The 20221-nt window shown below is 73.1% G+C and carries 17 protein-coding genes and 2 tRNA genes; 14 read left to right on the plus strand and 5 right to left on the minus strand.

What is annotated here, in order from left to right; all coding sequences use genetic code 11:
- Positions 1-62 precede the first annotated feature (62 nt).
- The 7 genes from AB0D49_RS27460 to AB0D49_RS27490 all read left to right on the plus strand — a co-directional run bounded on the left by AB0D49_RS27460 (position 63) and on the right by AB0D49_RS27490 (position 7372).
- On the plus strand, positions 63-1058 hold the full coding sequence (locus tag AB0D49_RS27460; RefSeq protein ID WP_362762089.1) for a phosphatase PAP2 family protein: 996 nt from the start codon (positions 63-65) through the stop codon (positions 1056-1058).
- On the plus strand, positions 997-2133 hold the full coding sequence (locus AB0D49_RS27465) for a hypothetical protein (RefSeq protein WP_362762142.1): 1137 nt from the start codon (positions 997-999) through the stop codon (positions 2131-2133). The genes AB0D49_RS27460 and AB0D49_RS27465 overlap by 62 nt, the downstream gene beginning before the upstream one ends.
- On the plus strand, positions 2124-3746 hold the full coding sequence (locus tag AB0D49_RS27470) for a hypothetical protein (protein WP_362762091.1): 1623 nt from the start codon (positions 2124-2126) through the stop codon (positions 3744-3746). The genes AB0D49_RS27465 and AB0D49_RS27470 overlap by 10 nt, the downstream gene beginning before the upstream one ends.
- Positions 3743-5095, plus strand: coding sequence for an AAA domain-containing protein (locus AB0D49_RS27475; protein WP_362762093.1), 1353 nt, complete (start codon positions 3743-3745; stop codon positions 5093-5095). Before AB0D49_RS27470 ends, AB0D49_RS27475 begins: the two co-directional genes overlap by 4 nt.
- 123 nt (positions 5096-5218) lie before the next feature.
- On the plus strand, positions 5219-5587 hold the full coding sequence (locus AB0D49_RS27480; protein WP_362762095.1) for a hypothetical protein: 369 nt from the start codon (positions 5219-5221) through the stop codon (positions 5585-5587).
- A 1019-nt stretch (positions 5588-6606) separates the two neighbouring features.
- Complete coding sequence (locus AB0D49_RS27485; protein ID WP_362762097.1) at positions 6607-7308, plus strand: hypothetical protein; 702 nt, start codon at positions 6607-6609, stop codon at positions 7306-7308.
- Positions 7299-7372, plus strand: a tRNA-Lys gene (locus AB0D49_RS27490). Before AB0D49_RS27485 ends, AB0D49_RS27490 begins: the two co-directional genes overlap by 10 nt.
- Before the next feature lie 79 nt (positions 7373-7451).
- On the opposite strand, the gene AB0D49_RS27495 is transcribed toward AB0D49_RS27490, so the two are convergent.
- Positions 7452-8717 carry a M6 family metalloprotease domain-containing protein gene (locus tag AB0D49_RS27495; RefSeq protein ID WP_362762098.1) on the minus strand — a complete coding sequence of 422 codons (1266 nt, stop codon included), beginning with the start codon at positions 8715-8717 and terminating at the stop codon, positions 7452-7454.
- A gap of 333 nt (positions 8718-9050) precedes the next feature.
- On the opposite strand from AB0D49_RS27495, the gene AB0D49_RS27500 reads away from it, so the two are divergent.
- Complete coding sequence (locus tag AB0D49_RS27500) at positions 9051-10961, plus strand: EAL domain-containing protein (protein ID WP_362762100.1); 1911 nt, start codon at positions 9051-9053, stop codon at positions 10959-10961.
- On the opposite strand, the gene AB0D49_RS27505 is transcribed toward AB0D49_RS27500, so the two are convergent.
- Both AB0D49_RS27505 and AB0D49_RS27510 read right to left on the minus strand, forming a co-directional pair.
- Positions 10958-12088 carry an LLM class flavin-dependent oxidoreductase gene (locus AB0D49_RS27505; RefSeq protein ID WP_362762102.1) on the minus strand — a complete coding sequence of 377 codons (1131 nt, stop codon included), beginning with the start codon at positions 12086-12088 and terminating at the stop codon, positions 10958-10960. The genes AB0D49_RS27500 and AB0D49_RS27505 overlap by 4 nt on opposite strands.
- A gap of 172 nt (positions 12089-12260) precedes the next feature.
- On the minus strand, positions 12261-12920 hold the full coding sequence (locus AB0D49_RS27510; protein WP_362762104.1) for a decarboxylase: 660 nt from the start codon (positions 12918-12920) through the stop codon (positions 12261-12263).
- A 247-nt stretch (positions 12921-13167) separates the two neighbouring features.
- On the opposite strand from AB0D49_RS27510, the gene ehuB reads away from it, so the two are divergent.
- The 6 genes from ehuB (at position 13168) to AB0D49_RS27540 (ending at position 17362) form a co-directional block, all read left to right on the plus strand.
- Positions 13168-14064, plus strand: a complete 897-nt coding sequence (gene ehuB / locus AB0D49_RS27515; protein ID WP_362762106.1) for an ectoine/hydroxyectoine ABC transporter substrate-binding protein EhuB — start codon at positions 13168-13170, stop codon at positions 14062-14064.
- A 15-nt stretch (positions 14065-14079) separates the two neighbouring features.
- Positions 14080-14808, plus strand: a complete 729-nt coding sequence (gene ehuC / locus AB0D49_RS27520; RefSeq protein WP_362762108.1) for an ectoine/hydroxyectoine ABC transporter permease subunit EhuC — start codon at positions 14080-14082, stop codon at positions 14806-14808.
- A complete protein-coding gene (gene ehuD, locus AB0D49_RS27525) occupies positions 14805-15449 on the plus strand; it encodes an ectoine/hydroxyectoine ABC transporter permease subunit EhuD (protein ID WP_362762110.1) in 645 nt (214 codons plus the stop codon). The genes ehuC and ehuD overlap by 4 nt, the downstream gene beginning before the upstream one ends.
- Positions 15439-16260, plus strand: a complete 822-nt coding sequence (gene ehuA / locus AB0D49_RS27530; RefSeq protein ID WP_362762112.1) for an ectoine/hydroxyectoine ABC transporter ATP-binding protein EhuA — start codon at positions 15439-15441, stop codon at positions 16258-16260. The genes ehuD and ehuA overlap by 11 nt, the downstream gene beginning before the upstream one ends.
- A gap of 183 nt (positions 16261-16443) precedes the next feature.
- Positions 16444-17202: an IclR family transcriptional regulator C-terminal domain-containing protein gene (locus tag AB0D49_RS27535; protein WP_362762114.1), complete on the plus strand. Its 759-nt coding sequence runs from the start codon at positions 16444-16446 to the stop codon at positions 17200-17202.
- Positions 17203-17288: 86 nt separating this feature from the next.
- Positions 17289-17362, plus strand: a tRNA-Lys gene (locus AB0D49_RS27540).
- On the opposite strand, the gene AB0D49_RS27545 is transcribed toward AB0D49_RS27540, so the two are convergent.
- Together AB0D49_RS27545 and AB0D49_RS27550 are read right to left on the minus strand one after the other, a co-directional pair.
- Positions 17328-19016, minus strand: a complete 1689-nt coding sequence (locus tag AB0D49_RS27545; protein ID WP_362762116.1) for an AMP-binding protein — start codon at positions 19014-19016, stop codon at positions 17328-17330. The two genes, AB0D49_RS27540 and AB0D49_RS27545, sit on opposite strands and share 35 nt — an antisense overlap.
- 196 nt (positions 19017-19212) lie before the next feature.
- The gene (locus AB0D49_RS27550; RefSeq protein WP_362762118.1) at positions 19213-19818 is read right to left on the minus strand and encodes a lytic polysaccharide monooxygenase; all 606 of its coding nucleotides are present in this window, start codon (positions 19816-19818) and stop codon (positions 19213-19215) included.
- Between the last annotated feature and the right edge of the window lie 403 nt (positions 19819-20221).

Consider the following 20221-nt stretch of genomic DNA (forward strand, 5'->3'; position numbering starts at 1 on the left):
GTAGAGTGGCTCGTCCGGTACGCCGGGCGCCGCGTGAACAGGACCAGGGGGAGGGCGATCGGATGCCGCATTCCGACATAGCGGACACCGGGGCAGCCCCGCCGTACCGGGCGCGCTGGTGGACCGAGCTGCCCCTGATCCTGCTGGTGTACGGCTGCTACTCGGCGGGACGGCTGCTCGTGCGGGGCGACGAGAACACCGCGATCGACCACGGCCTCGCGATCCTGCGGCTGGAGAAGTCGCTCGGGCTGAACGCCGAGCATCCGCTCAACCGGCTCTTCACCCGGGAGGCGTGGATCGGCATACCGGCGGACTTCTGGTACGCGTCGCTGCACTATCTGGTCACCCCGGCGCTGCTGATCTGGCTGTTCCGCTCCCGCGCGGTGCGCTACCGGGCCGCCCGCGCCTGGCTGATGGCCTCGACCTTCATCGGTCTGATCGGCTTCACCCTGCTGCCCACCTGCCCGCCCCGGCTGCTCGACCCGGCCTATGGGTTCGTCGACACGATGGCCCAGTACAGCGCGTACGGCTGGTGGGCGGGCGAGGCGAGCGCGCCGCGCGGTCTGGGCGGGATGACCAACCAGTACGCGGCGATGCCGAGCCTGCACGTCGGCTGGGCGCTGTGGTGCGGGGTGATCCTGTGGCGGTACGGCGGGCGGCGGTGGACGAAGGTCGCCGCGGTGCTCTACCCGCTGGTGACCACGGTCGTGGTGATGGGCACCGCCAACCACTACTTCCTGGACGCGGTCGCGGGCGCGGCCGTGATGGGCGCCGGGCTGCTGCTGACGCCGTACGTACTGCGGGCCGCGGACCGGGTGCGGGCGCTGGTCATCCGCCGTGTTCCGGCGCTCACTTCGGGCGCGCGGGGCGCTGTGACCCCCGTTGTCAGTGCCGGATGCCAGACTTCCCCGGGTGAACGAATTCCACGGCAGCGAGAGTCACGTACCGGACCGGGTGCCGGACCGGGTGCCGCCCCCGCGGACCCGGGCGACGACGGTGTCACCGGATGGGGACTCTCCCGCAGCGGCGGCGCCGAAAGCGTGGGCAAGGCTCGCTGAGCTGCGCGGCCCCGGCGTCCCGCCCAAGGCGCTGGACGCGCGCGCCCTCGCGGCGCTGGCCGCCAACCCCGGCTGCGACCGCCGGGCCGTCCTGGACGGCGCCGGGGTGAACAAGGCCGGGCTGGCGAGCGCGCTGGGCTCGCCGTCGGCGTTCGGCCAGTCGCAGTTCGCCTTCGCCCGGGGCAACGCCTTCGAGGCGCGGGTCAAGGCGGACGGCGGCGCGGAGCTGCTGACGCTGGTGCACCGGGCCCTGGACCCCGGCGCCGAGCCCCCCACCGGTGCCGCGGTGCCCGACCTCACCGCCGCCGGACCCGAGGGCCGCACCGCGCGGACGGCGCTGGCGCTGCGCGAGGCCACGGAGGCCGGGGGATGGACGCTGCTGGACCATCCGATGCTGGCCCTGGAGGTCGCGGGCGCCCCCGCCTTCCTGGAGCCCGACGCGGTGGTGGTGCACCCGGACGGGCGCTGGACGGTCGTGGAGATCAAGTCGTTCCCGATGCTGGACGGCTCGGCGGACCCGGCGAAAGTGGGCGCGGCGGCCCGGCAGGCGGCCGTGTACGTGCTGGCGCTGGAGGGCGTCGCCGCCCGGCTCGACCCCGCCCCGCGCGTGGGCCACCGAGTGCTGCTGGTGTGCCCCAAGGACTTCTCCAACCTGCCCACCGGCTCCGCCGTCGACATCCGCAAGCAGCGGGCCGTCACCGCGCGGCAGCTGCGCCGGCTGACCCGGCTGGACGAGATCGCGGCGACCCTGCCCCCGGACACCTGTTTCGCCCCCGACCTGCCCGCCGAGCGGCTCACCGCCGCCGTGGAGGCGGTCCCGGCGGCCTACGCCCCGGAGTGCCTGTCGGCCTGCGAGCTGGCCTTCCACTGCCGGGCACAGGCCCGCGAGTCCGGCGCGGTGACCGCCCTCGGCCGCCCCCTGCGCGCCGAACTCGGCGCCCTGACCGACATCGACACCGTCCTGGCCACGTCCCGGGGCGAGGACGGCGACCCCGGGGACCCGACGGTCAGGGCGCTGCGCCGGGCGGCCCGGCTGCGCGCGGAGGCGCTGGCGGAGGGGGCGGCATGTCGTTGATCTCCGCGCTGGGGCGGCTGGAGGCGGTGCGCAGCGGGCGGGCGCAGGCCGCCGCGACCGTGCGGCACCGGCATGTGTCCGCGCACCCCCTGGTGTTCGTGCCGCTGACCACCGCAGGTGAGGCGGGGGCGCCGCTCGGGGCGCTGGTCGGCACCGACCGGGACGCGCCCCGGCTGCTGGCCGTGGCCCAGCCCCGCGACCGGGAGCTGCGGTTCGCGTTCCTCGCCCGGCTCGCCGACATCGTGCTGCCGTACGTCGACGGCTACGCCGGGTCGGTGGAGGCGGCCGAGCGCACCGAGACCGACCCGGAGACCGGCAAGCGTGTCAAGGTCCAGGTCGACCTGTGCGCGGACGCCCCGCAGCTGATCGTGCCGAACCGCGCGGGCATCGCGTACGTCCGGCTGCTGGGCCGTTCGACGCGGTTCCGGCGGACCGCCGAGCAGGACCCCGAGGCGCCCTATCCGGCGCCGCCCCGGGTGCCGCTGCTGGGGCGCTGGCTGACCCACTACGGGGAGCGGGCCCGGGTGCCGGGTTCCTCGCTGCTGCTGGGCATGACCGACCTGCTGGCCCGGCACTGGGCCACCGGCCAGTCGAGCATGGAGGACCAGCATCTGGGCGCGCTGCTCGCCTGGCTCGACCCGCCCGAGGAGGGCTCCGGCGCCGAGGCGGCGCTCCGCGCGGAGCTGGACCGGGATCCGGAGGGTCAGTTGCGCTGTCCCCCGGCCGGCCCGGCCACCGACCCGGCGTTCGACAACAAGCTGCTCGCCCCGGCCATCGAGCGCTACGACCGGGCCCGTACGGAGTTCGCCGCCGCCGAGGACGGCCTTCAGGCCGATGAGCGGCTCGCCTCGATGACCGCCGCCGAGCGGCGGATCGAGGAGCTGGTCGCGTCCCGGACCCGGCCCACCTGGGACGCCGTGTGGCGCGGTCTCGATCTGCTGCGGGAGCTGCCGGAGGGGGCGCGGGTGGCGGATCGCTGGACGCGGGACCGTTGGTCGTTCACCGGTCACCGCGACCGGGTGGTCGCGGGCGAGCCGCCGCAGCCGCGCCACGACGACGCGGTGACCGCCGCGAACAAACTCGCCGCGCGGGAGCGGGAACAGGCCCGGCTGGAGGCGCAGGAGGCGCTGGACGATCCGCTGGTGATGGCGGGGCGGCGGCTGGCCGGGGAGGCGTTCGCGGGGGAGGTGGTGGACGTGGTGATGGCGTACAGCGAGGGCAAGCGGCCCGCTCCGCGTCCGCTGGTCACGGTCCGGACCGGGGACCGGCCGTATCTGGGCGAGCGGGCCCGGGTGTACCGCTCGCTGGGCGGCAAGCCGCAGGCCGCGGAGTTCGCCGGTTTCGAAGGCGAGGAGGACGCCGCGGCGGCCGGGGCGTCGGCGGAGCTGCTGGTCGTGCTGCGGATCGTCGACAAGATGGGGCGGGGCAAGGAGCCCGAGGAGGGGTCGGTGCCGGAGAAGGGCGACCGGGTGTGCTTCACCCTGTTCGAACACGAGCAGCGCGGCGGTGCCCGGCTGCCGGAGCCGGAGGACACCCCGTGGACCCATGGCGGACCACCGGACGAGACGGCCGTCCCGGCGGCCGACCCGGTCACCGAGGAGGATGTGCTGTGACCCTCGCCTCCCCCGCCCCGGTGCCGCTCGACCCCGGCGCCGCGGCCTCCCGCGCCACCGAGGCGATCCTCGCCGACACCCTGCGCGGCACCGAGCGCGGAGTCGTCGTGGACTCCCCGCCCGGTGCCGGGAAGTCCACGCTGGTGGTCCGCGCCGCGCTGGAACTCGCCGACGCCGGGCGCCCGCTGATGGTGGTGGCGCAGACCAACGCGCAGGTCGACGACCTGGTGCTGCGGCTCGCCGACAAACGCCCCGACCTGCCGGTGGGACGCCTGCACAGCAGCGACACCGACCCGTACGACAAGGCCCTCGACGCCCACCCGCAGGTCCGTCCGTCGGCGAAGGCGGCCGAGCTGGCGGGGCTGCCGGTGGTGATCTCGACGGCGGCGAAGTGGGCGCATGTCACGGTGGACGAGCCCTGGCGCCACGCCATCGTGGACGAGGCGTACCAGATGCGCTCGGACTCGCTGCTGGCCGTGGCCGGGCTGTTCGAACGGGCGCTGTTCGTCGGCGACCCCGGCCAGCTCGACCCGTTCTCCATCGTGGGCGGCGACCAGTGGGCGGGGCTGTCGTACGACCCGTCGGCGTCCGCCGTGACGACACTGCTCGCGCACAATCCGCAGTTGCCGCAGCACCGGCTGCCGGTGTCCTGGCGGCTGCCCGCGTCGGCGGCGCCGCTGGTGTCCGACGCGTTCTACCCCTACACCCCGTTCCGCAGCGGCACCACGCACGACGACCGGCGGCTGGGTTTCGCGGTGCCGGGCGACGGGTCGGGGCCGGACCGGGTGATCGACGCGGCGGCCGAATCCGGCTGGGGGCTGCTGGAGCTGCCCGCCCGGCACACCCCGCGCACGGACCCGGAGGCGGTCCGCGCGGTGGCCGTGGTGGTGCGGCGGCTCCTCGACCGGGGCGGGGCGGCCGTGTCGGAGCGGGCCGCCGATCCCGTACCGCTCACGGCGGGGCGGATCGCGGTCGGCACCGCGCACCGCGACCAGGCGGCGGCCGTCCGCGCGGCCCTCGCCGAGCTGGGGGTCGCCGGGGTCACCGTGGACACCGCCAACCGGCTCCAGGGCATGGAGTTCGACGTCACGGTCGTACTGCATCCGCTGTCCGGGCGGCCCGACGCCACGGCCTTCCATCTGGAGACGGGTCGGCTGTGCGTGCTGGCCTCCCGCCACCGGCACGCCTGTGTGGTGGTGTGCCGGGCGGGCGTGGCCGATCTGCTCGACGCCTACCCGTCGACGGAGCCGGTGCAGCTGGGCACACTGGTGAAGTTTCCGGACGGCTGGGAGGCCAATCACGCGGTGCTGTCCCATCTGGCCGAACACCGGGTGAGGTGGAAGCCCTGAGGTCGGCGCGGTGTGGCGGCACGGAGGGCGTCCGGGGCGCCGGGCCCTCTTGCGCCCACGCGGGACAATGGACGGTGGCCCGTGACGTACGCGGACCGCACCGGGACCATCGGGAGGAACGACATGGCGGAGCCCACGCCGCGCCGTAAGGAACCGCGGCTACGCCCCGCGCCCCTGCTCTTCGAGCCGGTGCAGGCGGCGGCCGACCCTGAGCACTTCTTCGACCTGGAGTCGATCGACGACCCACGGGCGCTGCTGGCGCGGGCGACGGAGCTGACCCAGGCGTTCCGTGCGGCGGCCGACCGGGCGGTCGAGTTCCAGGCGATGGCGGCGGCCCAGCTGGCCGATCCACGCCGGTTCGACCGGCTGACCCCCGCGGACATCGCCGCGCGGGCCGAGTGGACCGAGGACTACGCCAAGAAGATGGTCGAGTTCGGCCGCGACCTGCTGAGCGGCGTGGAGGGCGGCCGGGAACACGTGGACCCGGTGTGACACCAGGGCCTCCCACGCGGGGCGGCGACTGGACGGGCGGGAGCAGACGGAACCCGCCGTGCGGGGCGGCCGACCGGGAGGGCGGGGCCGGGCCGGACGGACCTGGCACATGTGGGACCCGTCCGAGCCCGGGGACCTGGGCGGGGCGGAAGCCCTGACCGGCCCGGAACATGCAGACCCGACCGCGTGAACCCGGACGGCCCGGAGGACCGGGAGGACCAGGGTGGACCGGGAGGACCGGGAGGACCGGGAGGACCGGGAGAGGCTGGACGAGCCGGGAACGCGTTGAGCAGGGCGCGACGGGGGTATCTGGGCCGGACCCGAAGTCGGACCAGCCGGGAACACATACACCTCCGGTACGCGAGCCCGGAGGACCCGGGGAAGCTGAACGAGCCAGGAATACGGAGACCCGGGCGAGATCGGGGGACCTGGGCAGGGCGCGAAGCCAGACCGGCCAGGAAGACGTACGCCTCCGCCACGCGAGCCCGGCGGGCGGATCGGCCCGGGAAACTGGATGAGCCGGGCGGTCCGGACGCCCCGGAGATGACCGGGAAGAGCTGAGGACCGGGGTCCCGGTGACCGAGAGGGCTGGACGGCCGAACGACCGCACAGGCCCGTAGATGCGCAGGGCCGAGAGGCGGCCGCAGGACCGCAGGCCAGGAGATCCGTAAGGCGGCAAGGACCGGGAAGCCGAACGGGCCGGACACCCGGAAAGCCCCGCCAGGCCGGGGGAAGCCGCAGGACCGGGAGGGCACAAGCACCAGGAGGGCCTGACCGGCTGAAGCACCGGGAGCGCCGGGAGCGCTAGGAGGTCAGGAGAACCAGAACCCCCGCACACCCAGAAACCCCCAGAACCCCCGCAAGCCCAGGAACCCCCAGAAGCCCACAACCCTCAGAACCCCCGGCAACGCGCACCCCGCATATGCCAGGCGGGCAAGATACCTCCCCCCACCAACCCCTGTCCCGGCTTTCCGCAACTGATGGAGACCGACCGCTCACAGCAGGTACATCTGGATGACATGAGCCGCGCCGGGAATGAACCTTTCTGCACATCCACCGCACCCCCTTCCGCGATCTTCGCCGCGTTCCCCTCCCCCCTGGGCAGCGAGGACGCCGACAGCGGCCACGGCGCCGATGTCACCGGTGTCACCCCCGACGGCGCCGCCTGGCTGGCCTCCGCCGGAACGTATCCGCGCAGCACGCTCGCCGGGTGGCAGGAGCAGCCGGACGCCCCCGTCGTCCTGCCCTGCGGGACCGCCTTCGACGTGGTGAGCGCACCCGTGGTGTTCGGCCGCCGGATGCTGGACCGGATGTGGGACGACGGGCCCGGCTCGGGTCCGGTCGCCGTCTACCGGGGCCGGGTGCTGCTGTTCGCCGCGTCCGGCACCGCCCAGCGGCTGCCGTCGCTGCTGCACTGGGAGGAGTGGGGCGCCCGCGCCGGGGACCCGTCCCGCGGTGGCCGTGCCGGGGGCATTCCGCCGCTGCTGTGCCATGGCACCGGCGACGCCGTGACCGTCCCGCCGCCCCTCGGCGGCGACGCCTGCGACGGCCCGTCCGGCAACCGCTGGCTGGTCGCCCCGGACACCCGTCACCCCTGGCTGCCGGGCCCCGAGGTACTGCTGTGGGCCGCCGTACGGGCCGCCCGCCGCGGCGTACGGATTTCGATTTCTCCTCCTCAGGAGCAGGGTGCTAAGGTCTACGACGTCAGCAGGCGCCGCTAGCTCAGTTGGTTAGAGCAGCTGACTCTTAATCAGCGGGTCCGGGGTTCGAGTCCCTGGCGGCGCACGACATCGGTGACGGCCGGTTCGCGGAAACGCGGACCGGCCGTCATTGTTTTTCCCGCTCCGCCCGGAGTCAGTGCGGGTCAGTCCGGTGGGGTGACGCGGATCGTCCAGGCCCCCGTGGGCGTGCGGTCCTCCACCTGTACCGTCACCCGCTCGCCGGGGACCGTGAAGCGTTCGCCCAGGGCGACCGGCGCGTCCGCCAGCGGGGGGTAGACGGAGCTGCGCCAGCAGGACTCGGCGCCGGGGTGGGCGTCGACGACCTGGACCGGGCCGGTGCCGGAGGGGGCGTCGGACCGGATGCGGTAGACCAGGACGCCCTGGCGGCAGGCCGTGGTGTCGTTGCCGACCGCGCCGCGCGCCTCGAAGGCGAGGGCGGTGTCCGGGCCGGTGCGCACGACGGCCAGTTTGGTGCCGCGGCCGGTGCCGAAGGCCGGGGAGCCGGCGGTGGCCGTGCCGGGGGTGTCGGGGCCGGTGCCGAGGGACTCCAGGGTGAGCCGGGTGGGGCCGCTGCCGGGAACGCACACCACCTGGCGGTCGTCCAGCCAGCCCAGCTTCCACTTGTGCCAGGCGAAGAGGTCCGGGGCCAGTCCGAACTGGCTGCCCATCAGGTCCCAGTCGCCGACATGGGTGTCCCAGTCGCCATGGCCGTCGACCGGGCGGTGGTAGAGGTCGGGCAGATCGAAGACATGGCCGGTCTCATGGGCGAGGACCAGCCGGTCCGGCGGGTGCTGCTCGAAGACGGTCACCACCCGGTTGATGTCGGCGCCGTCGGCCCGCAGCGGGGTGTCCAGATTCACCACCTTGGTCGCGTCCGAGTCCACACCGGGGGCGTCGGGGTCCGCGACGAAGTACACGACGTCATAGCGGGAGAAGTCGACCTCGGCGTCGGCCGCGGCCAGCGCGTCCCGCAGATAGGCGGCCCGATGGGCGGCGTTCCAGTCCCGCTGTATGGCGTACGCGGTGGACGGGCGCGGCATACGGGTCCACCGGCGCTGCGGGTGGGCGCGCAGGGTAAAGCGGCCGTAGGAGGCGCGGGCGAAGAAGTCGGAGGTGGCGGGGAAGTGATCGGCGGTCAGTTCGGCGGGGGTGGTGCGGGGCGCCGCGTCCGGGAAGGACAGGAAGATCATCACCGCGTCCAGCGCCCGGGTGGGCCGTGGATAGGCCGCGTTCCAGGTGTCGAGGCCCTCGGAGTGATGGGCGGCGGTGCGGGCGAGGGCACAGGGTGAGGCGGCGAAGGGCTCGGCGATGGAGGGGGCGGTGATGAAGGAAGTGGCGGCGACGGCCGACAGGACGGTGAACACGGCCGCGGTACTGCGCAGTCGGGGGCGCGGAAGCGGTCGCGGCACAGAGACCTCCGGGAGCGGTTCTTGGGACACCGCACCCAGCCTGTGGGAATTTCAGGTTGTATGCCCTGTTTGTCTCCCCCGCCCGGGTGAGGGGCCGGTCACAGTCGCCGGGTCGACACCCCGGGAATGTTCACGGTCCGTCACAATCGGTCGGTGGTTGTGGAAACCGGTCTCCGCACGGGCAGAAACGATCTGTCAGGACAGTAGGGCAATCCGCGACACTGGACAGTGGCTGGAAGGGCCGGGGACCAACCTCTATGATCGGCACACTTTCCTGACACTTTCCTGCCCGGACAGAGATCGAGCGGATCGAGTGCACTGCGGGAGCGAGCGGTGAGCGGAACGTCCGAAGGGCCGACGCCCGCGGCAGACCTCATCCGGCCGGCCGTCACAGAGAGTGAGCACAGAGGGGCTCGTCGTGCGGGAGACACCGAAGTGAACGGTGGTACCCGCTCCGACGGTCCGCGCACGCCCGGCGACCCGTATCGGGAGGCGTTCGACGCCGCTCCGCTCGCCATGGCCGTGGTGGACCGCCAGGGGCTGGTCGTCAGTGCCAACGAGGCCCTCGGCGAGCTGCTGGGGGCCGCGCCGGAGCGGCTGGCGGGGAAGGTGGCCGCCGATCTGGTGGACCTGACCTCCGACGCCCGTACCTGGCACGCGTACCGCGAGGTGCTGCGTGGGCGGCAGGCGCGGCTGCGCTGCACCCGGCGGCTCAAGCATCCCGACGACGGACACGCGGTGTGGGTGCAGATCACCGTCGCCCCGCTGCCCGGCGATCCGCACACGGTGCTGCTGTCGGCCGGGGACATCAGCGCCCGCCGGGAACTCCAGGCGCGGCTGCGGCACTTGCAGATGCACGACCCGGTGACCCGGCTGCCCAACCGCACCCTGTTCTTCGAGCGGCTGACCGCCGCGCTGGAGGCGGAGCCCGAGGTCACCGGTGGCACCGGGCGGATCGGTCTGTGCTATCTCGACCTCGACGGCTTCAAGGCCATCAACGACACCCTCGGCCACCGGATCGGCGACCGGCTGCTGACCGCGGTCGCCCAGCGACTCACCCGCTGCGCCAACGCGGCCGGGCACACCCGGGCGAGCGCGCCGCTGGTGGCCCGGCTCGGCGGTGACGAGTTCGCGCTGCTGGTGGAGGACTCCACCGGCACCGAGCAGCTCGCCGACCTCGCCGAGTCGGTGCTCACCGCGCTCCAGGCGCCGTTCGACCTGTCCGGGCGGCGGCTGTCGGTGTCGGCGTCGATCGGGGTGGTGGAGCGGCTCGCGGCCGGGACCAGCGCGACCGGGCTGATGCAGGCCGCCGACACCACGCTGTACTGGGCCAAGGCCGACGGCAAGGACCGCTGGACACTGTTCGACCCGGAGCGCAACGCGCACCGGATGACCCGTCAGGCGCTCGCCTCCACCCTGCGGCCCGCGATCGACCGCGGGGAGTTCGTGCTGGAGTACCAGCCGCTGGTGGGGATGGCCGACGGGCGGCTCAGCGGGGTCGAGGCGCTGGTGCGCTGGAACCATCCGCAGTTCGGGACGCTGACGCCGAATCGCTTCATCACACTGGCCGAGGAGGACGGCGCGATCGTGCCGCTGGGCCGCTGGGTGCTGGCCACCGCCTGCCGCCAGGCCCGGCGCTGGCAGCTCGACCACCCCGGCGAGCAGCCCATCTTCGTCAGTGTGAATGTCGCCGTCCGCCAGGTCTGGGACTCGGACCTGGTGGCGGACGTGGCCCGGATCCTCGCCGAGACCGGGCTCGCCCCGCATCTGCTCCAGCTGGAGCTGACCGAGTCCGCCGTGATGGGCTCCTCCGGGCGCCCGCTCCAGGCCCTCCAGGCGCTCAGCGACATGGGCGTGCGGATCGCCATCGACGACTTCGGCACCGGCTACTCGAACCTCGCCTATCTGAGCCGGCTGCCGGTGTCGGTGCTGAAGCTGGACGGGTCGTTCGTCCGGGGCTTCCAGTACGAGGAGCGGGAGGCGGGCGCGGCCGGTACCAACCCCGCCGACGAGGTGGTCGTCGAGGCGATGATCCAGCTCGCCCACCGGCTGGGGCTGACCGTCACCGCCGAGTGCGTGGAGACCTCCGCGCAGGCCGGACGGCTGCGGCGGATCGGCTGTGACACCGGCCAGGGGTGGCTGTACTCACGGCCGGTGCCGCCGGATCGTATCTCCGAGCTGCTGACCTGCCCCGCCGCCGACGCCAGCCCCACGGGGTCGGGTCGGGCCGTGGGGAACGCCTAGGCGGACGGGACTTCCGCAACCGGGGTTGCGGAAGTCCCGGACGAGGTGGGGAGTCCGTAGGCGTCGGCGATGAGTGTGTACGAGCGCAGCCGCAGCTCCGCGCCCGGGGTGTTGCCGGTGAGCATCAGTTCGTCGGCGCCGGTGCGCTTCTGGAGGTCGTCAAGCCCGGCCACCACCTCGTCCGGTGTGCCGTGCACGATGTCGGCGTTCCAGGTGTCGACGAAGTCCCGCTCCATCGGGCTGAACACATGGGCCTCCGCCTCCTCGGGGGTCGGGATCAGCCCGGGGCGGCCGGTGCGCAGCCGGACCATGCCGAGCGCGGACGCCAGGACCTGACGGCGGGCCTCGGCCGGGTCCTCGGTGGCCAGCGTGTTCACCCCGATCAGGGCGTAGGGCTCGGCCAGGACCGCCGACGGCCGGAAGGACTCGCGGTACAGATCGAGCGCCGGGACGGTGTTGCGGGCGGAGAAGTGATGGGCGAAGGCGAACGGCAGACCCAGCGTTCCGGCCAGCCGGGCGCTGAAGCCGGAGGAACCGAGCAGCCAGACCGACGGGCGGTGCGCGGACTGCACCCCGCCGGGGACGGTGCCCTGGACCGGGCCGGGGACCGCGTGGATACGGCCGTAGGGGTGGCCGTCGGGGAAGTCGTCGTCCAGGAAGCGGGTCAGCTCGGCGAGCTGCTGGGGGAAGTCGTCGGCGCCCTCGTTCAGGGTGTCGCTGCGGCGCAGGGCGGCGGCGGTGGCGCCGTCCGTGCCGGGGGCGCGGCCGAGACCCAGGTCGACCCGGCCGGGGGCGAGCGCCTCCAGCGTGCCGAACTGCTCCGCGATGACCAGGGGGGCGTGGTTGGGCAGCATCACCCCGCCGGAGCCCAGCCGGATACGGGTGGTGTGGGCGGCGAGGTGGGCCAGGATCACGGCCGGTGAGGAACTGGCGACGCCGGGCATGGAGTGGTGTTCGGCGACCCAGTAGCGGTGGAATCCGCGGTCCTCTGCGAGGCGGGCGAGGGTGACGCTGGTGCGCAGCGCGTCGGTGGCGGTGCGGCCGGCCGCGACGGTGGCCAGGTCCAGGACGGAGAGGGGGACCGGGGCCGTGCCGTGTGGGATACCGCGGACTTCTTCTGCCGTCACCGGTTGCCTCCGGGGTGCCTAGGGGTCAGCTTCCCCGGCACTAACAGGAGAGTGTCTCCGGTTATTCCGTGAGGAGGTCCGATGTCGGGTGCGGGTGGGTGGGGGCTGGTCGCGCAGTTCCTCCCCCAGAGGGGGTACCCCCAGCGCCCCTGAAGAACGCGCGCCCCGGTCCCTACACCTGCACGATCGGTTCTCGGGTGAACAGGTGGCCCAGGCCCGGGGCGTTCACCCGGCGGTCCGTCAGGCGTAGGGCCTCCCACACCGTGGCCTGGCTGGCGGTGAGGACCGGCAGCGACAGCCGGGCCTCCAGCGCGTCGATGTGGGCGGCGGCCTGGAGCGCCGGATCGGGGAACAGGACCGCCTGGGTGTCAGGGGTGGCCGCGTCGTCCGCCAGGGCCGCGAGGTCGGTCGCGGCGCCGGTGGCCACCCGGGTGATCTGGAGCCCGGCGGCGGTCAGGAAGCCGGTGAGACGGGCCGTCTCCGCCTCGGGGCCGGTCGCCGCGACGGCCACCCGGGTCGCGCCCAGTTCCCTCGCCGCGTTGACGAAGGCCAGCGGGGTGGCGGACGCGGGCATCCCGGTGGCCAGGGCCAGGGTGCGGGCCTGGGTACGGGCGGCGGCCGGGTCGGCGGGCGCCGGGCCGGTCCAGACGACCGCCTCGGCGCCGGTCAGCCGCAGCCGCTCCGCGGTGGCCGCCAGCCGGTCGCGGGAGTCCAGGTCGGTGAGGTCGCCCGGGATGACGTCGAGCCGGATGTCGCTGCCCAGCAGTTGCTCGATGCGCGGGTAGTCGTCCGCGGGGGCGTCGCCCGGGTGGAGGAATCCGAGTGCGGTCATGTCCTGCCTTCCTGCTGCGCCTCAGGGCCTGGGGCTCCACTGCCCGGGTACCCGTCCGGCACGCCGACACCTCCAGGGTCACCCGGTCGGCGGAGGTTCGCGTTCCGGCGCCCGAGCAAACGTAAAGGTCTCATTTCGGTGACTGTTTCGTCACATCGGACCGGGTCGGGGCATAGCTTCCAGCCATCGGGCAGGCGGAGGAACTGGTCGCGACCGGTTCGCAGGCACCCCCTCTGGAGGCACGTCCATGTCCGTCATCCCGTATCCGTCCCGCAGGGTCCTCCTCACCAGAACGGCCGCCGTCACCGGCGCGCTCGCCGTGCCGGGGCTGCTCTCCGCGTGCAGCAAGACCGACGCGGGCCAGGAGGCCGCCGGGCTGGCGAAGCTGAAGAAGCAGGGGTACGTCCGGGTGGCCTACGCCAATGAGGCGCCGTACGGCTATGAGGAGGACGGGCAGCTCAAGGGCGAGGCACCGACCCTGCACCGGGAGATCTTCACCGCGCTCGGCGTGCCCGAGCTGCGGCCCACGTTCGCCGAGTGGGACGGGCTGATCCCGGGGCTCCAGGCGGGCAAGTACGACGTGATCAGCGCCGGGATGGCGATCACCCCGGAGCGCTGCGCCAAGGCGCTGTTCTCCGACCCGGAGTTCATCTCGCCGACCGCGCTGATGGTCAAGGCGGGCAATCCGAAGAAGCTCACCGATCTGGCGTCGGCGAAGGAGTCGGGGGCGGTGGTCGGGGTGATGTCGGGCGCGGTGGAGAAGAGCTACGCCATCGGCGCCGGGATCTCCGAGGACGCGCTGACCACGCTCCAGAAGCCGCAGGACGGGGCGGACGCGGTCAAGGCGGGCCGGGTCGACGCCTTCCTGCTGACCGGGATCTCGCTGAACTGGCTGGCGCGCAACAACAGCGGTCTGGAGGTGACCGAGTCGTTCGTGCCGGAGATCGACGGGGTCAAGCAGTACAGCCCCGGCGGCGCGGTGTTCCGGCGGGGCGCCGAGGAGGTGCGGGACGCCTTCAACCGCGAGCTGAAGAAGATCGTCTCGGACCGGGGCCGGTATGTGCAGCTGCTCGGCGCGTACGGCTTCGGCGAGGACACCATCCCGCCGGCCGGTCTGAAGACCGCCGGCCTGTGCCGGGCGTGACGGGGACCGGCGCGCATGGGTGACTTCTACGGGTACTTCTTCGACCATCTGCCCGATGTGTGGTCGGGCCTCGGGGTGACCCTCGCGGCCACCGTCCTCGGCGCGGCCCTCGCGCTCGTGCTGGCCTTCGCGTTCGGCTTCATGGCGCGCGGTCGCCACGCGGTGGTGCGCGGCTTCTCCCGGGTCTGTGTGGAGTTCTTCCGCGGCACCTCCCTCTATGTCCAGCTGTTCTGGCTGTACTACGCGTTCCCGCTGGTCACCAGCTATGAGCTGACCCCGCTGCTGTGCGGCGTGGTGGCGTTCGGCATCAACTACGGGGCGTACGGCTCGGAGGTGGTGCGGGGCGCGCTGAACGCCGTACCGAAGGCGCAGTGGGAGGCGGCGGTGGCGCTGAATCTGTCGCCGGCGCAGCGGATGCGGCGGGTGGTGCTGCCGCAGGCGTGGCCGCAGATGATCCCGTCGTTCACCAATCTGCTGATCCAGTTGCTGAAGTGCACCCCGCTGCTGTGGCTGATCTCGGCGGCGGATCTGACGACCGTGGTCCAGCAGATGCGGGACCGGACGGGTGAGTCGGCCGCGGCGTATCTGACGCTGCTGGTCCTGTACTTCGTGCTGGCCTACACGCTGACCCTGCTGATGAACGCGCTGGAGCGGCACGCCAGGGCCAAGCTGACCGGCCGCCGCAAGCGCCGCACCCGGCCCGCACCGGTCAAGTCCGGCACGGCGGCGGGGGGCGCGCGATGAACTACGACTGGGACTGGAACGCCGTACGCGACTCGCTGCCGCTGCTGTGGGAGGGGTTTCGGACCACGCTGCTGGCGACCGTGCTGGGCACGCTGGTGGCGGCCGTGCTGGGGCTGGTGGTGGCGATCGCGGGGCGGGCGCCGAGCCGGCTGGTGTCGGTGCCGGTGCGGGCGGTCATGGAGTTCGTGCGCTCGACGCCGCTGCTGGTGCAGTTGGTGGGCGCGTACGCGGTGTTCCCCAGCGTCGGCGCGCTGACCATCGGGGTCGTCGTGCTCGGTGTCCACTACGCGGCCTATCTGGCCGAGGTGTACCGGGCGGGGATCGACGCCGTGCCGAAGGGACAGTGGGAGGCGTGCCGGGCGCTGTCGCTGTCGCCCCGGCGCACCTGGCAGTCGGTGATCCTGCCGCAGGCGGTGCGCAACGTACTGCCCGCGCTGGGCAACTACGCGATCTCCATGTTCAAGGAGACGCCGTTCCTGGCCGTGATCACGGTCACCGAGCTGGTCGCCGAGGCCCGTGAGTACGGGGCGTACCACTTCGCCTATGTCGAGACCTTCACCCTCGCCGGACTGATCTTCCTGCTGGCGAGCTATCCGACCTCGCTGCTGATGAGAAAGCTGGAGAAGCGCCTTGGCCACTGACGCCACCGACCCGTTGCAGAAGACCGTCCCGGCCCCCGCCACGTCCGGGCACCTGGTGGAGTTCGCCCAGGTGGTCAAGCGGTACGGCGACCAGGTGGTGCTCGACCATCTCGACTTCACCGTCGAGCGCGGGCAGCATGTGACGCTGATCGGGCCGAGCGGCTCGGGCAAGACCACCATCCTGCGGCTGCTGATGACACTGGAGCAGGTCAGCGCCGGGACCATCACCGTGGACGGCACCCCGCTGTCGCACATGCCGGGCCCGGACGGGCGGCTGCGCCCGGCGAGCGAGAAGTACCAGCGGGAGATCCGCAGGAAGATCGGGATGGTCTTCCAGCAGTTCAATCTGTTCCCCAACATGAGTGTGCTGCGGAACATCACCGAGGCCCCGGTCACGGTGCTGGGCATGGAGCGCGCCCAGGCCGAGGAGCGGGCCCGGGAACTGCTGGAGCTGGTCGGGCTGAGCGACAAGGTGGACGCCCATCCGACCCAGCTGTCCGGCGGTCAGCAGCAGCGGGTGGCCATCGCCCGCGCGCTGGCCATGCGCCCGGAGATCCTGCTGCTGGACGAGGTGACCTCGGCGCTGGACCCGGAACTGGTGGCGGGAGTGCTGGACGTGTTGCGGGACATCGCGCGCAGTACGGACATCACGCTGCTGTGCGTCACCCATGAGATGAATTTCGCCAGGGACATCTCCGATACCGTACTCATGTTCGACTCGGGGCGAGTGATCGAGTCGGGTCCGCCGGAGCGGATCTTCGGTGACCCGGAGCACGCCCGCACCCGGGAATTCCTGGGCGCGGTGCGGTGAGGGAGGGGTAGGGAAAGGGCGCGCGGCACGCTCCGGAGCACGCCCGGAGCGGCTGCCGCCTGACGTCTCCCGCGGTCGGAAACGACAGGTTCTCGCCAACAACCGCTCCGCTCCGGCTACTTGCCGGTTATCGTGGAAAGGATTCGCCGACCGGATCACGGCCCAAGCGACCGGGGGGACACCGTGGCGCTGACGCACGAGCCGACCGCCCCGTACCACTCGGCCCAGGACGCCCTGCGGGTCCTGGAGACGGTGGCACGGCACCCGGCCGGGATCACCGGCCCCGAACTGGCCCGCGCCACCCGCCTCACCGCCGACCGGCTCACCCCCCTGCTGCGTATGCTCCGCCGCGAGGGGTACGTCGAGCAGACCGCCGACGGCACCCATGTCACCGGCGAGGCGCTCGCCCGGCTCGGCTCCGCGCACCGACGCGAGCAGGCGCTGCGGGCCCAGATCCAGCGCACCCTGGACCGGCTGCGGGACTCGGTCGGCGCCGCCGTCTATCTGAGCCGTTACATCGACGGCGAGGTGAAGATCACCCAGTACGCGGCCGGACCCGGCACCCCCGTGGTCAACGAGTGGGTGGACTTCCGCCACTCGGCGCACGCCACCGCGCTCGGCAAGAGCCTGCTGGGCCAGCTCGACCACGACGGGCGGCGCGACCATCTCTCCCGGCACCGCGCGGTCCGGCTGACCTCGCGCACCATCACCAGCGACAAGCTGCTGCTGTCCCGGCTCGCCGCCCAGCCGCCGACCGTACCGGTCCTCGACCTCCAGGAGTACGCGATCGGTACGGTCTGCGCGGCCGTACCGCTCACGGCCGGGTCCGCTACCGGCTGCCTCGCCCTGTCGCTGCCCGTCGAGCATGTGCACCGGCTGCGCCAGGCGGCGGACACCCTCAACCGCAACGCGGCGCCGCTTCTGCTGTCGCTGGCGCTCTGAGCCGCCCGGCGGCGGTCCGGAGCACCCCCTCGGACCGGGTAGTATTTTCTCCGTCGCCACCCGCGAAAGCGGACGGCGGGAGTCATGCGCCGCTAGCTCAGTTGGTTAGAGCAGCTGACTCTTAATCAGCGGGTCCGGGGTTCGAGTCCCTGGCGGCGCACCGACGAAGGGCCCTCCGTGGGAGCGGGGGGCCCTTCGACGTATGTCCGGGCGTCCGCCGCGCTCAGCGGACGGTACGTCCCCTCCCCCGGCGGACACCACCACACCGGGTCGGCGCAGCCGAGCCCCTCCCGGCGCAGCTCCGCCCGGCGGATCTTGTGGGTGGCGGTGACCGGCATCCGGGCCAGCACCCGGACGAACCGCGGCGCCATCTTCGTCCCCAGATCCGGCTGGGCGCGCAGGAACCGGGCGAACCCGTCCGGCTCGAAGTCCCCGGCGATAGCCGCCATCACCTGGTCGCCGGTCACCGGGTCCGGCACCGCGTACACGGCGACCGCCGCCGCGCCCTCGTAGCGGGCGAGGATGTTCTCGATCATCGCGGCCGACAGGTTCTCGCTGTCCACCCGTAGCCGGTCGTCGGTACGGCCCGCGAAGTAGAGATAGCCGTCGGGGTCGCGGTAGAAGAGGTCGCCGGTCCAGTACCAGCCGTCGCGGCGGCGCTCGGCCTCCGCGGGGGCGTTGCGCCAGTAGCCCTCGAAGGGGCTCGGGGCGCGGTTGACCAGCTCACCTATGGCGTCCGCCCCGTTGAGCAGCCGGCCGTGCCCGTCCAGCCGGGCGGGCGGGCACTCGGCACCGGTCGCCGGGTCGAGGACGGCCAGCCCGGGACCGGCCGGGCCGATCGCGCCGGGCGGGGTGCCGGGCGTCCACTGCACCGCCGCGCCGCCCTCGGAGGAGCCGTACCCCTCGACCAGCCGGACGCCGAAGCGCTGCTGGAACGCCGCCGCGTCCACCGCGCCCGCCTCGGTGCCGAAGCCGAGCCGCAGCGGGTTGTCCCGGTCGTCGGGACGGGGCTCGGTGGCCAGCACGTACTGGACGGCCCGGCCGACGTAGGTGAAGTAGGTGGCCCGGTAGCGCCGTACGTCGGAGAGGAAGGCGGACGCCGAGAAGCGGGGGCGCAGGGCGATACCGGCGCCGGTGGCGAGCGCCGGGGCCCAGTCGGCCATCACCGCGTTGCCGTGGAACATCGGCATACAGATGTAGTGGACGCCGTCCGGGCCGAGGGCGAAGTGGTCGGCGAGGGAGCGGCCCGCCGCGGCCAGCCTGCCCTGGGTGCAGATCGCGGCCTTGGGGGCGCCGGTAGAACCGGAGGTGAAGTACAGCAGGAGGCGGTCGGCCGCGGTGGCGCGGGAGGCGTCGGGACGGGCACCGGCGCGGGCGGCGAGGAGCGTGTCGTAGTCGGGTGTGCCGGTGACCAGGACCCGGACGCCGGGCAGGTCGAGCCCGGCCAGCAGGGGGAGGTGGGCGGGTTCGGTGACCAGGACCCGGCATTCGGTGTGGCGGATGTCCCGGGCGAGTTCCGGGCCGCGCCGGGTGGGGTTGACCCCGGCGACGGCCGCCCCGGCGAGAGCGGCGGCGGCCAGCCACAGCGGGTACTCCGGGGTGTTGTCCAGCAGCACCCCGAGATGCGGTACGGCGTCCGGGGGCAGCAGATCGTCGAGCAGCGCGGCGCGGACGGCGGCACCGGCGGCGACCTGGTGATGGGTGAGCGTGAGGTCCCCGCACCACAGACCGGGCCGGTGGTCGCCCCAGCGGGCGAGGACGAGTTCGGCGACGGTGGGGGTGGGAGTGGGGGCGGTGGCGGCCGTGGGCTCCATGGGAGCGCACGGTAATTGACGAGTCGTCAGATAGGGAGGGTCATGACGGGGGGGAGGGACGGAGGGGACACACCGGCACCGGGGGGCCGGTGCCGGTGTGTGCGCGGGTCGGCGCGGTCTACGCGGTCTGCGCTGTGTGCGCTGTGTGCGCCGCGTGCGCCTTGTACGCCGTCTGTGCCGGAGGACTCGGGAGGTGTCAGAAGGTGACGTCCGAGCAGGCGTAGAAGGCGTTCGTCGTGTCGTGGACGGTCCAGACCGCCACGATGACGTGCCGTCCGCTCAGGCCCGAGGGGATCGTGCCGGAGTGGGACAGGGTGGCCGGCGGGCGCTGGCCGTTGTAGGGGACGGTGAGGAACGGGGTCAGGTTGAGGTCGGACCGGGCGAGGTTGTGGTTCTGGTTCCAGCCCGGCTTGGTGATGTAGTACTTGAAGTCGGTCGTGGCGTGCATGGCGGTGAACTGCCAGCGGAAGCTGTAGCTCTGGCCGCCGGTGACCCGGGTGGCCGGCCATGCGGCGCCGGACGGCGTCCGCGGGGCGCTGAGCTGGGAGAACTGCCCGAGACCCGCGTTGCAGATCGAGCCGTCGGCGGGGCCGCCGGACGGGAAGCCCTTCGGGCCCTCGACGCTCTGCGGCTCCCACTGGATGTTGCCGCAGTTGGTGACGGTGCCGTTCTGGCACGCCTTCTGACGGCTGAGGGGGAGATCGGTGTAGCCGTGGCCGGTGGCGCCGCCGGACGAGAGCACAAGGGCTCCGGTGGTCGCCAGTCCCACCGCGGCGGCGTACATCTTGGTCCTAGTGCGCATGTCTGCCGCTCCTGGAGAACGTGGGGGTGGATCAGTGAGCCGTGCAGGTCTAGACCAAGCATCAATGTATGGCCGCGAGTTGAACATGTCCATACCAATCTCAGAAGCGAGCGGCGGGCTGGGCACGTGTCAGCGGTGGTTGTGGGGGTGCGTGGCGATGGTGCGGGGATGGTGTGTTCGGGGGGTGTTCGGGGGGTGTTCTTCCGGTGTGGGGGGCTGGGTGATGACGGCGGGGATGAGTCGGGGGGGGTGACCGGGGGCGTCCCCGGGGGGGCGTCCCGGGGGGCGTCCCCCGGGGGGGAGTCCCGGGGGGCGTGCGACCCCAAGGTCCCCGACGTCCCCGGACTCGACACCTTCCCCGGCAAGGTCTTCCACACGGCCCGCTGGGACCACGACTACGACC

The sequence above is a fragment of the Streptomyces sp. NPDC048290 genome (genome assembly GCF_040652095.1).
Taxonomy (GTDB): Bacteria; Actinomycetota; Actinomycetes; order Streptomycetales; family Streptomycetaceae; genus Streptomyces.